At 43.6% G+C, this 16371-nt stretch carries 9 protein-coding genes and 3 pseudogenes; 2 read left to right on the top strand and 10 right to left on the bottom strand.

Annotated elements, in window-relative coordinates; translation table 11 throughout:
• Positions 1 to 67 precede the first annotated feature (67 nt).
• Both AB6D07_RS21255 and AB6D07_RS21260 read left to right on the top strand, forming a co-directional pair.
• Positions 68 to 430: an H-NS family nucleoid-associated regulatory protein gene (locus AB6D07_RS21255; RefSeq protein ID WP_069595600.1), complete on the top strand. Its 363-nt coding sequence runs from the start codon at positions 68 to 70 to the stop codon at positions 428 to 430.
• 242 nt (positions 431 to 672) lie between these two features.
• Positions 673 to 2058 carry a GGDEF domain-containing protein gene (locus tag AB6D07_RS21260; RefSeq protein WP_017101793.1) on the top strand — a complete coding sequence of 462 codons (1386 nt, stop codon included), beginning with the start codon at positions 673 to 675 and terminating at the stop codon, positions 2056 to 2058.
• A gap of 77 nt (positions 2059 to 2135) precedes the next feature.
• Here AB6D07_RS21260 and AB6D07_RS21265 read toward each other — a convergent pair.
• The 10 genes and pseudogenes from AB6D07_RS21265 to AB6D07_RS21310 all read right to left on the bottom strand — a co-directional run.
• Positions 2136 to 2754: pseudogene (locus tag AB6D07_RS21265) on the bottom strand (transposase); the annotation flags it as partial.
• Positions 2755 to 2833: 79 nt separating this feature from the next.
• Entirely contained in the window at positions 2834 to 3574 is a 741-nt protein-coding gene (istB, locus tag AB6D07_RS21270; protein WP_011988345.1) for an IS21-like element ISVch3 family helper ATPase IstB, read from the bottom strand.
• An 11-nt stretch (positions 3575 to 3585) separates the two neighbouring features.
• Entirely contained in the window at positions 3586 to 5118 is a 1533-nt protein-coding gene (gene istA, locus AB6D07_RS21275) for an IS21 family transposase (protein ID WP_017101221.1), read from the bottom strand.
• Between the two features lie 220 nt (positions 5119 to 5338).
• Positions 5339 to 5563 (bottom strand): annotated as a pseudogene (locus tag AB6D07_RS21280) (transposase); the annotation flags it as partial.
• Between the two features lie 534 nt (positions 5564 to 6097).
• A complete protein-coding gene (locus tag AB6D07_RS21285) occupies positions 6098 to 7825 on the bottom strand; it encodes an ATP-binding protein (RefSeq protein WP_372092082.1) in 1728 nt (575 codons plus the stop codon).
• Between the two features lie 5 nt (positions 7826 to 7830).
• Positions 7831 to 8127 (bottom strand): hypothetical protein, encoded by a 297-nt coding sequence (locus AB6D07_RS21290; protein ID WP_372092080.1) that lies wholly within the window; start codon positions 8125 to 8127, stop codon positions 7831 to 7833.
• Complete coding sequence (locus AB6D07_RS21295; protein ID WP_017100852.1) at positions 8127 to 9362, bottom strand: ABC transporter substrate-binding protein; 1236 nt, start codon at positions 9360 to 9362, stop codon at positions 8127 to 8129. The genes AB6D07_RS21290 and AB6D07_RS21295 overlap by 1 nt, the downstream gene beginning before the upstream one ends.
• A 148-nt stretch (positions 9363 to 9510) precedes the next feature.
• On the bottom strand, positions 9511 to 10698 hold the full coding sequence (locus AB6D07_RS21300) for an EAL domain-containing protein (protein ID WP_017097882.1): 1188 nt from the start codon (positions 10696 to 10698) through the stop codon (positions 9511 to 9513).
• 9 nt (positions 10699 to 10707) lie between these two features.
• Positions 10708 to 14967, bottom strand: a complete 4260-nt coding sequence (locus AB6D07_RS21305) for a CHASE domain-containing protein (RefSeq protein ID WP_231904336.1) — start codon at positions 14965 to 14967, stop codon at positions 10708 to 10710.
• Positions 14968 to 15384: 417 nt separating this feature from the next.
• Positions 15385 to 16371: pseudogene (locus AB6D07_RS21310) on the bottom strand (transposase); the annotation flags it as partial.

Genomic DNA, 16371 nt, shown 5'->3' on the forward strand with positions numbered 1-16371 from the left:
GGTTTAGGAATAGGGCTACGAGAGAGTGGACGTAGCTGATCAGATCGTAGGTTCTTGATTTAGTTCCATTGAATTACGCAACAAAGCCCTTAATATCCGCTCGCTTCGGGCGTTCTCTCGTGAATTAACACTTGAGGAACTTGAAGAAGCACTTAAGAAGTTAACGACCGTCTTTCTTAAACGCCAAGAAACAAAATTCGCTGAAATCGTAAATCACATCAAGGTTGATGTTGAAGCTCTCATAGAAGCTCTATCAGGAAAATCAAAAAAGAACACAAAAGGTAAACGTAAGCCTCGCCCTGCTAAATATAGATACACCGACGGGAACGGCAGAGCACAAACATGGACTGGTCAAAGTCGCACCCCTTCCATAATTCAAGAACAGCTTGATGCTGGTAAATCACTTGATGATTTCTTGATCGCGAAATAGTCGCTTCTTTCCCCCCTCCTGCAGTAGGAAGATTTGATCTTGTTGTTAACAACAAGATCAATATTCATATAGAAACGAAACAGAAGCCTTGTTTAAGTTAGTTCGATAGGCCTGAAACCGAAGGCGGGATCCCCATCCTTATTAATGATAATATTAAACGCAGTATTTGGGAAAAATCTCCTAGATTGAATCATTATCTATAAAAGTTAAGTCCTAAGACACCCAATGAAGGCGATATATAAATGGCAAAAAAAAAACGAGCACTCACTTCACTCACTCTTTTTTACAGCCAAGTTTTCTGCAAGGTGATTGCAGCTTTGTCTGTTCTCATTTTAGCTTCCTATCTTTTTGATATTAAATGGCTCTATCGACCAACAAGCCATGGGGCAGCTACGCATCCTATAACTGCTTTTATCTTTTTACTTCTTTCTTGCGCCTGTATTTGGCGGAAAAAGAGTCTGAAGATAACCAGAAGCCTCGTAAGCCTTGCTTTTTTCATACTTGTCATTCGTTTCTATCAACAAAGTACTGGAATTAATTTAATTGACCCTGTTCTAAGTTATTTCATCTTTTTTGATACCCCACTTCACGCAGAGTCTCCCATCGAGATGGGGTTTAATACATCAGTAATGCAACTTTTTGCTGTCATAGCCATTTTTTTCCTCTTAAATAGACGTCCTTGGTATCTAATACAAATTTTTGCCATTACCGCTATTTTCCTCCCATTTGTCTCAGCCGTTGGTTACGCTTATGGTATTGATTCATTTTATGGCCAGATGTCTCCGGTCACCACTATATTAGGGTTCTTTTTAACCATATCAATTTTTGGTCTCACAGCCCACCGAGGCGCACTTAAAACACTCTTATTACCTACTTTAGGAGCGAAAATAGCGCGTACGCAGTTAATCTTTGGGTTGTTATTTTGCCTAGCTGGCGGCTTTCTCACCACTTATATTTTGGAGGATGAAACCAGCGGTTTTGCTATCTATGTAGTGGTGGTCTGTACGTATATCACCTTTACAATGCTGGCTAGTGGTATTACTTATGAGCAATTCGATAAACGTAGACGCCTCCTTGAAAAACAACTCCATAAATCCGCAATTACTGACCGGTTAACTGGATTGTATAACCGATCAGAGTTCGATCAAAAAATCCAAGCAGTATTTGAGCAACAAAACCTGAACCAGGAAATAAATAGTTTACTATTAATAGATATTGATTTTTTTAAGCAATTCAATGATACCTATGGGCACTTACTAGGGGACAAAGTTTTGCAGCTCGTCGCTAATGTTCTGAAAAAAAATACACGCTCTTCTGATCTAGTTTGTCGTTATGGTGGAGAGGAATTCACTATTTTACTTCTTCAAACAGATCTTGAAATCGCCAGCAAGATCGCTGATAACTTAAGAATATTGGTGAGTGAACAAAACCTCACAGCCCCCCTAGAATACGAATCAGATCAGCAAGTGACCATCTCTATAGGATGCGCTAGCCTCTCACAAGCGGAGACAGTCAAAGAGGTGATTAAGCTAGCGGATAATGCTTTATATGAAGCAAAGAAACAGGGGCGAAATAGAATATGTCTCGCTCACGATAAGAGTGAACGCAAAACTTATGACAATTTTTAGCGGCATCGAGAAATCCTAAGAGCGGTTTTGTTGCGTAATTAAATTTAGAGATAGAGCTACCCCGTTTCGCATGCTTTTTAGTCAATACGACAAGTTTCAGGCATACCTAACCCAGTAAGCTTGTTCAACGCTTTTATCATCGCGTAAGTTTCACCCACCTGGGCATTGTAATTTCTTAAGCTCAATCGCCCTCCTAGCAACTGTTTAACTCGATACATCGCTGTTTCTGACAGTGAACGTCTGTGGTATCCATACCGCTCTTTCCAATACTTATGTGAGCCGTATAACTTCTGGCAACCCACGGCGAGATTTTGGGGGTGACCACGCTCCCAGAAGGTTGTTCCTTCTGACTCGCTTAATCTTAATAGCTGCGTGCCACGCTCTCGTGTCGTGAGCGCCATCACCAGACACCTCAAGGAGGCTTCGGCGTGTTTGTTTCAGTAAGTTAGGGAGGACTTCTCCATCTGTAACCGTCGATAAACTTAGCTCGGCTGCAATAATTTCATGAGTGCTTGTATCGACTGCAATATGTGCTTTCGCCATAAACCTTAAGGCCAGTAACATCAGTGGCTAGGTGCTGTATTGCTCCTTAAATGAGACCCCAACTTGCTTAGCTCTACGCTGATGCAGGTGTAATGTGGACAACTTAATGGAACATGGAAATCTAAATAGCGAGTCGACAAATCCTTGTAGCGCTGCGTATTTCGGTGATTGCGATCGCTCGTTTCGGTTTATTCCGATCACTTGATCCTGCCGTTTTTCTCTCTTCCTATTTTTACTCTAAGTGATCGGATTGCGCCAGTTTTCTCATCGACTCACCTCCTAGTTCTATTCGATGACTATTGTGTACCAGCCGATCCATTAGAGCGTCTGCGACAGTGGCGTTACCGATCATGTTGTACCACTCCTTTACAGGTAACTGACTGATGACGATCGTGCTGCTGTTTTGGTAACGATCTTCAAGCACTTCTAATAAGTGACCTGCATGCTCTTGGGTTAGCTTTTCCATCCCCCAGTCGTCGAGGATTAGTAGAGCTTTCTTAGCCAACGATTGAAGTTGCTTTTGATAGCTACCGTCCAGACGACCTGCGGTCAGGTCATCAAGCAGGCGAGTTAATCGGTAGTATCTGACCGTGTGTTGTTGGTCGCAGGCACTGGTTGCCAGTGCGCAGCCAAGATACGTTTTGCCAGCACCTGTTGGGCCTGTGATCAAGATATTCTGGTGCTTATGTAGATAACTGCCCGTTAGAAGTTCGCTCATCTGTTTACGATTGAGATTTCGTCCCTCCTTGTAGATGAGTTGGCTCGGCTGAGCATCCACTCTCAGTTTGGCTTGCCGTTTTAAGCGTTGGATTTTTGTCTGATTGCGATTCAAGATTTCACTTTCCAGAAGTAGGCTTAGCCTTTCCTCGAAGTCCAGCTCTGCGTAGGTGCTCAGTTGTTCTTGTTGCTGCTCTAACGCTTTCACTGCATGGCTCAAGCGGAGGGTTTTGAGTTGGTCGTTCAGTGCGTTCATTTGTATTTCTCCTAGTGATAACAGTTCGGGCCACGGACATTGCTATGAACAAGGTTCGGCGTGCTCGTGTTGTCTTTGCTCAGTTGTCCTTCACGATTGTTCTTCAGCAGATTGTTGATGAAGGTGTAGTTCGGTTTTGTCAGCATCAGCGCATCTTTACAGGCTTGCTCTAAGCGCGACTCGCCATGCGCTTTACTCAGATTGAGCAGCCCAAGGCAGGAGCGATACGACTGCTCTGGATGAGGCTTGGAGTAGAGCATCTTATTGATGACTTCTCGTGTGGCTGGGCCGATATTGGCTCCCCAGTTGAGCAGGCGTCCAGGCGACCACTTCTGATGTTGATGATTACTCGGCATGTGCTCTGGTTGGGTGCTGTTTCCGCGCTCTCTTTGGCTGCGTGGATGCTGGGCTACCAAGTTACCTTGATGGTAGATCTGCACCAGACGGTTGGAGGCTTCCAGTTCGACATGGTGACCAACAAGTTGATGTGGCACCGAGTAGTAGTGGCGGCGATATTCTATGTGATAATCAGGCCCAACCTTGGCTCGCTTGGTTTCGGTATAGAGGTATCGCTGCTTAGGTAGCGGCTTTAACGCTGGCTTATCGAGTTTGTCGAACAGCGCTTTGCGGCTCGCACCATACTGTTTCATCTCACGTTCGTTTAAGTCATTCATAAGCTCACGGATGGCAAGGTTCAGCTCTTTGAAGGTATGGAAGGTTTGATGTCGTAGTCGCATCATGATCCAGCGTTCCACTAGGAGCACGGCATTCTCTGCCTTGGCTTTGTCTTTCGGTTTGTAAGGGCGAGCTGGCATCACTGCGGTTTGATAGTGATTCGCCAGTTTTTGATAACTGTCGTTAAGTCTCGGCTCATAACGATTGGCTTTGGTGACCGCGCTACGTAGATTATCGGGAACCAAGAGCTGTGGTACACCACCGAAGTGCTCGAACGCATTGGCATGCGCCTCTAACCAGTAAGACTTACCTTGACTCGGGAAGGCTTCAACATAGGTGTAATTGGACGCACCTAAGGTCGCCACGAACACTTCTGCTTCGCGCACTTCACCTGTATCAGGGTTGACCACTTGAAGCCGAGGCCCACAGTAATCGATAAACAGCTTGTCACCTGCCACATGGAGCTGGCGCATGCTGCGCTTTTGAGTTTTGAACCAACGAGTGAAGTGCTCGCAGAACTGAGTGTAAGCGTAAGCTTGTTCTTGATATTGCTCATGGTATTCCTGCCACAACAACATCTTCGTCATGCCTTTACGTCTGAGTTCGACTGCGTATTGAGTGAAGTCTGGCATGACTTTATCGCGACTGGCTTTCTTGCCGTGATACAGCGCTTGCGTGAGATCAGCATCGCTGCAACTTTCGGGTAGAGGCCAGCCAAGTTGGCTTTGTTTAAAGCGAGTAAGGAGTTCCGATATGGTGGACGGGCCGAGTTTCAGGCAAGAAGCGATACCACGATTGGAGAGACCGCAGTCGTACTTAAGGCGTAATACCTCTTTGATTTTGTTCATTGGAGTTCTCTTTTTGGCCATTGTCGCTTCCTTACGTTCTTGTTTAAGAAGTAAAGAATAGCGAGCTATTGATTTAAAAGAGAAAAAGGAAGGATTTCGGGCATTCCGATCGCGGTTTTCGCTATTCCGATCACCGATTTCGGAGTTAGGCTAAAAGTGATCGGATAATCGCGGAATCAGTGATCGGTTTAAACCGAAATGGGTGATCGGATAATCCCGAAATGACTGATCGGAATGCTCCGAAATATGCAAGCGCTCTCAGTGGCATAGAAAACACGCGTTTCACCATGAGTGCTGTCGTGATAGCCAAATCACTGAACCGACGTGGTCTCCCGCGCTTATTCTGTTTGCTTTGCGCCCAACCGCTTATCGCCTCTTCATCAAACCAAAAGGTCAGAGAACCACGGTTAATGAGTGATTGGTTGTATTGCTTCCAGTTGGTTGTTTTGTAAAGAGGTTTAGGAATAGGGCTGCGAGAGAGAGTGGATGTAGCTGACCAGATCGTAGGTTCTTGATTTAGTTCCATTGAACCACATTGGTTATATACTTACTCATAGCAAGCTACCCGCTCAAGCGTATGTGTTTAGCGCTGCCAATATTCAACGAGTCATGAAGAATTAAGGAATTAGCTGCCAAACCGCTACAATGACACTCGCTTCCAAAAGCAAAAGGTTCTCTATTTAATAAAAACTGCGGTTTATTTGCTTGGTTCCGAAATAATGTTTCACGAGTAAAAGCCTAAGTTAAACCGGATAACCAAACTCGGCGACAAGTATGTACACTATAAGCTCATGGCGTTAGAACAGCGATTGTCAATCTTTTTGGGAAAAAACTGAGATAATGGTGTCGAGGAATTTTAGAAAGAGCTGGGCAATAGTGACCTCCCCGCAAAAACGCCCGGAGCATAAGATTACTGTTACACAACCAAACTGAATATGAAAACTATGCTTTTTATACCTAACATTTCTCTCTGTGCCCAAAGCTAGTCATGCAGATTAATTTATGGACTGTTGGCCTTTTCTACAGCTTGGTTTGACAGATATTGATTAAAGACCGAATCTAACACCCCCTCATTGACTGGTTTTGTGATGATTTCTGCGCAGCCAACCTCACGCATTTTAGTTAGGTTTTCCTCGAAGGCATCAGCGGTACAAGCGATGACGATGCTATCACTATAGGGTGAAGATAAAGCCTTAATACGTTTCGTAGCCTCAGTACCATCCATAATAGGCATATGGTTATCCATCATGATTACGTCATAAAAGGTTCTGCTCGCTTGCTCAAAACCTTTTTGTCCGTCAAGGGCAATATCACACTTAAAACCTCTTTTCTTTAGGAATTTAGATAGGATGATGCTATTTACACGATTGTCTTCAACAATCAAAGCTTTCAGCCCTTCGCCATTAAATAACTTCATTGGTTCATTTATTTGCTCTCTAGGCTGTGATACAACTTTGACAGGCACGCAAATGATAAAGCGTGTCCCTACACCTACTTTACTTTCCAAGTTAAGCGTGCCATGCATAGTATCTACGAGCTTGGAAATAATAGTTAAGCCAAGTCCAGTCCCGCCAAATTTACGCGTAGTTTTCCCATCGCCCTGAGTGAATGGGTCAAATATCGTTGCTTGTTTCTCTGCGGGGATACCAATTCCCGTATCAGACACCTTAATTTCTAGATAATCGTTGTTATTCATTTGCGTGAGCCGGGTAGAAAAATGGATCTCCCCTTTTTGAGTAAACTTCCACGCATTATTGAGAAGATTAAGAGCTATCTGTGCTAACCGGGTCTCATCGGCAACTAGGTGTATTGATGTTTCAGAATAGGCCGTTCCTTCAAACGTTATACCTTTATCTAAGCATAAGGGTCGATAACTATTTTCAATTTTATTGTGTAGGTCAGCCAGTTTAAATTCAGAAAGATTAAGCGTCAGCTTACCAACCTCAATTTTAGAAAAATCTAGTATATCGTTGAGAATTGAGATCATATGGTGCCCGGAAGAGAGCAAGGTTTGTTCAAGCTCATGACGCTCATCTTTATTTTTACACTGTGTCAGCAGTTGAGCTGCCCCCAAAACCCCGTTCATAGGGGTTCTCAACTCATGACTAATAGAGGCTATAAATTGTGATTTAGCGACACTTGCGGTTTGGGCTTCAATGGCTACTTTTTTTAATCGGCGCTCAGACTTTTCTAGTGACTGATAAGGAGATATGAGGAGCTTTTTACCTGTAAAATAGACCAATATATATGTCAACGCACCAGCTATCGATAACGCAACGATGAGTGAACGGATAAATTGGTTACGATTGTTTTGATAGATAGCAGGGTTAATACTGTAAACTAAATCCAAGTCGTATCTAGGGAGGTATGTTGTATGTTGCGTCCAATCAATTGGGGGAGGCATACCCCAACTATTATCGCTTTGAATTAAACTTACTTGATATTGTTCGGAGAACCTCAACGGTGATAAAAAGGCGTCAATATCAAATGGCTTCACATACACAAGTAAACCTTCTAGAAAACCGTTGTACAGTATTGGAAGAGCAACCATTAAGTTATTACTATCATCTTGAAAGGTAAATACCCTAAACACACTCGATAGATCTCCTTGTTCAATCTTAGTGTGCAGTTGAGCGAACAGTTCATCCGGTAAGGTTAACTCTTGATAAATTGGGTCACCAAGAATATCCAAGATCACAATATAGTGCTTACCCGTCACTGGTTTCACGATTGCTAGTCTATCACTAATCTCTTGTGGTGTAGCCCCCCCCCTAAAGCGGTAGAAATCACCACTTGATGTGAGGCAATTTTCATCGCTAAATTTTCGGTATTATTCAGGGATTGGCTAATATAACTCTCTGCCGTACTTAGTTTAATTGAGGTATTGATTTTCTCCAGGTTTCTTATTGATTGCTGAGCTTGCTGCTCTAAAAGTCCATAAGTGATAAGAGCGAACACAACCATCGAGATAAACAAAAATACACCGTAAAGCTGAATACCACTGAGTTTTGGTCGAGTTTTATAGATCATTAATCTGCCTTATTAATCTTAGCTGAATCTAACAGCTTGATGGCTCCCACTTGAGTGTACCTCGCCATGCACAAATCATCGGCTCCTAGCGCCTCATGAGCATCAGGATGTGCCACGTCATAAACGCTAAATGGTTGTTCATACGTCTTTAGCAAACCTTGAACCGGTGTGTCCATCTGCTCCAACGCCAGCTTAAGTAGCTGTCGATTATTCACCATATCATCGGTGAGGGTGATACTTTGTGCGGCTTGAATAAATACTTTAGCCAGATCATAGCCATGCACAAAGCCAGCTGGGGCGTCAATAAAATCATTTGTAAACTTATCAGGGAATAGCGCCGTAGCTTGGCGGTATACCTCCTTCGATAGATCGTTCTCCGGAGAGCTATAAAAATTAAAACAAGATTGAACAAAGCTTAAGGCAGTTCTCTGGCGAGCATCAAATGAAACTCGCTGAGAGAAACCACCTCCGGTGATCCCCCAATGACTGAAAATTTTTGGTGGTTGTTCAAGATCAGAGAGAGCTTTGACTAATAAGGGGCCTTCTCGTGAATTCCCTACAAACAGGACACATTCAACGCCGGTTCGATTAAGCTCGGCGGCTATCACACGAGCCAGAGCCTCGTCAATTCCCCAATTAAACCAAGTAACCCGAGCTTTTAAGTGTGTGCTGTGGTCGGCTACTGATTGGAAAATCGTTTTGTAATTAGACTTACCCCAAGGCGTTTTTTCTAATAATAAGTCAACAGATTGGCAACCATTATTGATTGCTGTTGAGACCAGTTTCCCCCCAACTTTTGTGTCGTCAACAGAGAGGCGAAATACGAAATTCTTCTCAGACGGGTAGCGAGTTATAGGACCGCCTGCAGCCCATGGCACCAAAATCAACAGTTCACTTTCATTGATATAATCGCGATATTTTATCAGGGGGGAAGAATGCAACCCGGCGAAGAAAACAATTCCATTAGGGTCTTTCTGGTAGCGCTGCATATTGAGCTTGCTTCGCGCCGTATTCCCACGATGGTCAAGTACTTCGAACTCTACTGGAATGCCAAAAAGTTGATTACCATGCTGAGAAAAAGCCGTTTTTACACCCATTTCTATTGCCTCCGCTGAGGCTAGATGCACGGTTCGATCCGAGTCTAGATATACTTTGAGAACAGAAGGGGCTGTTATAGCTGGCGTAGAGCCAACCACAAATAAGCCGATGACTGTAGATTTAAGCCATTTTTTCATTCCGTAGCCCCCTTAATATAAGTTATTGTTTTATTTATGATTTGAATTCTAGACTAGATATTTAGACTTGCAAATGATTTAGGAGGAAAAGTACGGCAGAGGTGCATAAGTGATTCAATATTGACACCATTTACTCTTGAATTGAGGGTTAGCTCTCGACGCCTTCCCATTCATCTAACCATCGAGATAAATGATTTTCAGACATTGGCTTGGCAATAAAGTAACCCTGTGCGACATCACACCCTATCTTACGTAAATACACCCAATCCTCAAGATCTTCCACTCCCTCAGCCACGGTCTGCATTCCTAATTGCTGGGCCATCTTGAAACTGGCTTCAAAAATCACGCGTAAAGACTTATTTTTATGGGCCCCATGCACAAAACTTCGGTCGATCTTAAGCTCACTGAATGGAATATCTCGTAACTGGGCCAACGAGGAATACCCCGTCCCAAAGTCATCAATAGATAAAGCAACACCTTTAAGTCGCAGTCGTGTCAGGATGTCCAACGCTAACTGCCGATCATTCATCAGCCGGCTTTCCGTTACTTCCAAGACTAAGTTTGACAATGGGACTCTAGCCTCATGTGCAATGTTTTGAATCTTATCTGGAAACTCCAAGGACGTCAGACTTTCCATTGAAATATTGATTGACATACAAAGCTTTGCGCCCACAGATTGCCAACGTTTGCTCTGTTCCAGAGCATTAGCTAAGACAACCATCGTCAAGTCATCTATCAGTCCATACTCTTCAACAAGTGGGATAAATTTATCAGGTAACACTAGGCCATCTTTAGGGTGTTGCCAACGTACCAAAGCTTCTACACCGACAATTTCACCATCTCGAAGCCTGACCTGTGGTTGGTAGTAATTGATTAGCTCACCTTGTTGAATAGCTCGACGCAGATCAGCTTCAGAATACTCTTTCAGGTCATCAAAACATTCCGTCTCTAGATGAGCGGCCTGATGCTCAATAATTTCTTTTAACTGAGTGGGACTAAAAGGCTTATGGAGACAACCAAAAATATTAAGTTGATAAGTGGTTGCCAGCTTTTTAGCACTGTCTAGAATGGCTTGTTCTTCACCACTCATCAAAATAACACCTCCCTGGTAGCCTATACGCCCCAAGTGACGGACAAACTCTACTCCGTCCATCTTTGGCATCTGCAGATCACAAAAAATTAGTTCTACCTCTTCAGGATGCATTTCTAATTTTTGAAGAGCATCAACAGCATGTTCATATTGATGAACAACAACCTTTTCATTCACAAAATCCTTTAATTGATGAGCAAGCAACTTCATTAAAAACGGCTCATCGTCAATCAACATTATCGCCATACACTTCTCCTATATAATTTTTTTATCAAGGTAGCAGATCACTTCCTCTTCCGTCTCTGCAAAACACTTATCTAACAGAGTCATGGTCAACTCCACCACTGCGACATCACCTATAGTACAAGCATTTTCAAGCTCGGCACACAAGTCACCTAATCTCATCGCGCCCACTGAACGAGATGAAGATTTGAGCTTATGAGCGATACTGCTCACTTCTCTAATATCCTTAGCGGAAGAAGCGGCTCTTAACTGTTCCTGCTGTCTTGTCATTAAACTCAAAAAATCAGTCAAAAAATCACACATAACAGCTGGCTCATTTCCGACAAGCTCAGCGAGCTTACTGACAGTCAATATTTCAGAGTCCCTAGGCTGTTCCTCTTCAAGTAATCCAAGTTCAGGCACTCCATTCTGGTTGGGCAACCATGTTTCAAGAGCCTCTTTAAGTAAATGAAGCTGGACAGGTTTTGTAAGGTAATCATTCATTCCTACCGCCTTGGCTCGACTCTTTTCACCTCTCAAAGCGTTGGCTGTCAAAGCTAGGATAGGTTTTTGTGCCCTCTCCAAGTTATCCTGTCGTATCGCTTCCGTTAATGCATAACCATCCATTTCCGGCATATGTAAATCCGTTAATAGCAACGCATAACTTCCCTCTTGCCAAAGTTGATAAGCCACCAATCCGTTCTCAGCAACCTCTGCCGCATAACCTAGTAGACTCAACTGTTTAAGGATGACTTTTCGGTTGATGCTATCATCCTCTGCAACCAAGATTAACCGTCCTTCTGCACGGGCTTGTGCCACACTCGGTGCCGCAGTTAACGGCAGAGACTCTTCCCCCACTTGATCAAGTATTATTTCAGGCGAAACAATTCCGGCAGCCACTGAAACAGACTGTAAAAACTCTTTTCGCCGCAATAGGTTACAATTTAGAGCAACAAATTCAGGGGATTCAAATTTCAGGGGCCGAGGCTGATCTCGAGTCATCAACAAGTGCCTAATATACCCACTTTCAATTCGTGAACTTTTCAATGTTTTCAGAAAAGCGATGGTAAGTTCCGGGACATGTTTTTGCGGACCAATAATTATAACGACAACCTCTTCAAGCAACTCAGCAATACGTAACGCTTCGGAATGGGTGCTAACAACTTGAACATTAGCACCCGAATGCTCGAGGTAAACTCGTAGAGCGTCAGTATCAAATACTGAGTTCTCAACTAGGATACACTTTGTCTCTGAGAGTAACGATAAAGGTGGTATGATCTCTTTCTGATAAATTGCCAAAGGTAAGCTAACTGTGAACGTAGAGCCTTCTCCTAACTGACTGTTTACTTTAATATCTCCGCCCATTAAGTCCACTAAGCGCTTCGAGATCGCCAATCCTAACCCAGACCCCCCAAAACGACGCGTTGTGGATGACTCCGCTTGAGAGAAAGAAGTAAATAACATAGCTAAGGCATCCGACGATATTCCAATGCCGTTATCCTCGATATTGACAACCATTTTATTATCAACAATGTTCACGCGGACTGAGACGTCTCCTCGTTTTTCCTTACGACCACCACTAAACTTAATTGCATTACCAATTAAATTATAGAAAATTTGCCGCAACCGGATTGGATCAGACAAAATATAACTTGGAAAAATCGGGGCAATAAATAATTGCAAGTCAACCTCTTGCTTCTCAGAAACGGAGACAAGCGAGGAGCATACCCCTTCTATAAGTTCTTCGACAGATACCGGAAATTTTTCAAGATCTAGCTTACCAGCTTCAATTTTTGAGAAATCTAAAATATCATCGATGAGCCTCAGCAGGGCAAACGCAGAGTCATGAATAGTTTTAACTTCATCAACTTGATGGCACTCCAGCTGACTGTGTGACAAAACCTCTAACATACCAATAACCCCGTTCATTGGCGTCCGTATTTCGTGGCTCATTGCCGCCAAGAAAGCCGATTTAGCATGGCTTGCTTGTTCCGCCTCAATTCGAGCTTGCTCTAGCTTTTCATTTGTTGACCGTAATGACGCTGTGCGTTCAGACACCCGTTGGGCAAGTTTTTTACGCTCCTGCTCTATGACAAAATTGGCCGCTTTTTGCTGCTTGGTTGCCTCCTCAAGTTGTCGTAAAGCCTGATGACGTTCGGTTACGTCCCTAACCATTGAAATACAACGCCTTTTCCCTCCAGGTAGAAAAATGTACTGAAGATTGACTTCGACTGGAATGAGATGACCATCTTTATGTTTATGAACAGTAGAAATATGGACAACCTGCTGTTCGCCATTTAACAAGGGTTCAAGCAACTTCCGGTAACGGTTTTCATCGAACTCAACTTTGAAATCAACGGCAGTAAGATCCAACAACTCTTCTCTGGAATAACCAAGTTGACAAACGGCACCTTCATTAACATAGCTGTGGCGAAGCGTTTCTGGATCAAAGATAAATGCCCCATCTTCAATGGCATTCAGCATAGCCATCGCTTCTTTATTTTTCCTCTCTGACTGAACACGCTGGGTAATATCCCGAATAGCGACGGCCACCTGCAAGCCCTTTTCCGACTCAACAGGGCTTAAACTAATGTCAACCGGAAAATCAATCCCCCCTTTACGTCTAGCCATGGTAGAGAGTTGCTCAACACGAGCTCCTTCACCCAATTCTTCATTCTCGAAGAAAGAGCTATTGATATTTGAATAAATACCAGGTAAAAATCGATCTATTAATTGGCCTTTAAGTACATCTTTCCCCCAATTAAAAACAACCTCAGAATGGCTGTTGGCCTGAGTAATACAACCCCCCCTCTCTATTATCAGTATGGCATCAGGTGCAAACTCAAAAATATCAATGAAACGACGTTCATGACGCCTATTTTCAGTTACGTCGTGCATAGCAACCACAGCACCTAGGCGCTTACCATCGAGATCACAAATCGGAGCTCCACTGGCCAAGACGAAGCGGGGACTTTGACCATTAGCGATTATGCAAAGTAGATCATTTTGAATATGCTCACCATTAAATGCTCTAAGCAACGGTATGTTTTCTTTCGCCATCGGTGTTCGCCCGTCACCTTCATATAAATTGTAATAATTACTCCAGAGTTCGGGGGGAATCTGTAATGGGTCAGATCCATGCCACTCTCTTGCTGTACGGTTAAATAAAGTTAAATTTCCGTCCGCGCCACAAGCCACCACCCCTTCACTCAAACTCTCTAAAAGCATTCGATTGAGCTCTTCTTGTCGCTTTAGTTCTTGAGTGCGTTCATTAACACGATTTTCTAACTCCTGGTTTAGGCTCTTAAGGGATCCTTCGGCTTCTCTCCTCGCCGAGGCCTCATGATGCAGCTTTTCAGTTGTTTGATGTGAAACAATCAACATCCGAAAAAGGAAAAAAAACAGAATACTTAAGAGCCCCCCAGTTCCAGCAACAATACGAGGCAGCGAAAAATCGAGACCGGCTTCAAACACGGGGGTAGAAGTATAGATGATCGTCCAATCTCGACCTGCAACATTAATCACCTCCGAGCGTCGAAATGTCGATATGAATTGCTCGTCCACAATACTTAAGGCGCTATTCCCGTCATACAGCAAACTATTAGGGGTGTCTTCTGCGCCATCATATAACCGAAAGCTTACCGTTGAGACGTTAGATTGAAGGATACCTTGCATGAGATCTCTTGCGCGGAATGGGCTGTAAACATAACCAACAAAGGCCTCCCTTCGCTCTTCAACTGTATCAGGGGAATAAAGCGTTTTGTAGATAGGTAAATAAAGCAAAAAACCAGCTTGTTTATCCTCAGTAATCTCCTGAACTAACTCAACCCTACCGGATAAAGCAGCTCTTCCTGTATCTCTTGCCGTAGACATAGCCTGACGCCGAACGGCTTCAGAATACATGTCAAAGCCAAATGCCTGCCGGTTGCGAGCATCAAAAGGCTCCAAATAGATAATGGCCGTGTATTCATCTCGCGCCCCCTTAGGTTTAATCTCATACTGAGGAAAACCTTCCGCCCGAACTTGCTGCACATGCGCCTCTTTATCTCGCGCCGAAATAGGAATTGAAACACCAATCCCCTGTATACCAGGATAATGCAAGCCAAGATTTAACTTATCGATATAATTCGCCCACTCCTCACGATTGACCTGTTCAGAAGCAGCAAATAGAGCAACGCCCCCTGAGAGGGCCTGTTGATAATTCAACATGCGATTTTGAATCAACGCTTTAACGTCTTGGGTATAATTAGTAAAACGGCTTTCAGCATTGCGTTCAACATAATTTCGTGCCATAGACCAACACGCTATTGTTGCACTGAGTGACAATATTAATATACTTAAAGATAGCTTTATGGCCCGAGGCTTCCCAGTCATACATACTCCAAATCAACGATTGACGACACGAATTCTTACGAAACCAGTAAAAGGACGAACAAACTAGAACCTAATTAATATAAATGTATATCCACTAGTTGTAGTACAACACCAAACATAAGGAAAGGGCTCTATCCGCTTAGATGAGCTTGATTGATTGGTAAAAGTTAGAGTGAGTTTCTAGGATTGAATTTTGTCTAATCTTCAATTTAAAGGGGATTGTCGCACTTATTATCTGAAATCGGGTGTAAACGAAATTCCATATTGATAATCTACAAAATTATAGCCTTGGGATTCCGGTGTTTTTCAAGGTAGTTGTCATCATTTTCTTGCTTATTAAGCAGCTTCTCTTTCTGGATTTAGGTGAATGTCACCAACAGGCGCACAGTTCCTGATATCACCAGACCACCGCTCAAGCTTTCGCTGTTTTGCTGCTAGCAATACCTCTACACGACGCTTCAAGATATCTTTATCTTTTCCATTGTGACGCTCTGAAGGCGTGACGTGACGTAATTTAGCTTACTCTGCTTATGCTCGGTGTTGTACCAGCGTACGAAGGCTTCAACCCAACTTCGACTACTATCGATTGTTTCAAAGCCCTTTGCTGGCCAGCTTGGCATGTACTTTCCTGTACGGAACAATGACTCGACATACGGGTTATCATCACTGACTCTTGGCCGGCTATACGATGAGGTAATACCTAACTCTTCCATTTTTGCTTTAAACGTCAGCGACTTCATCGGTGCACCATTATCTGAGTGAAGAACCAGTGCTTGATTGAAGCATTGCTCTCGCATCAACGTTCGTTGCAGAAGTTGTGACGCCAGCTCACCGCATTCATGCTCATACACTTCATAACCAACAATTTTTCGACTGTAGATATCCTCAATGACATACAGGTAATAGTGTTGGCCTCGAACCCTTGAAGGTAAGTGATTGATATCCAATGCATAAAATTGGTTCGAGTCCGTCGCTGTGTAACTGGTTGGCTTCGTTTGCTTCTGTCTGCTCCGCTGACGACCTCGTTTGTGAAGTTGCCCCTGCGTACTCAGCACTCAATAGTAGATCGACTCAGAGGCGATATACTCACCTCTCTCAAGCAGTGTCAGGACGATTTGAGTTGGAAGCAAGCTTGCGAACTCAGAGCGGTTACACACCTCACGCTCTTCCTGCGACAGCTTGTTAGCAGGCTCTGGTCTGATGCATATGGCCTTTTGTCAGCTTGGACTTCACCTTGCTGATACCAGCGACGAGACGTTCTCAAGTCAATTTGAACTTCATGGCAAGCTGGCTCTAAACGGCATCCGCATTGCTTCGCTTCAA

The sequence above is a fragment of the Vibrio sp. 10N.239.312.C11 genome (assembly GCF_041466065.1).
Taxonomy (GTDB): Bacteria; Pseudomonadota; Gammaproteobacteria; order Enterobacterales; family Vibrionaceae; genus Vibrio; species Vibrio tasmaniensis_A.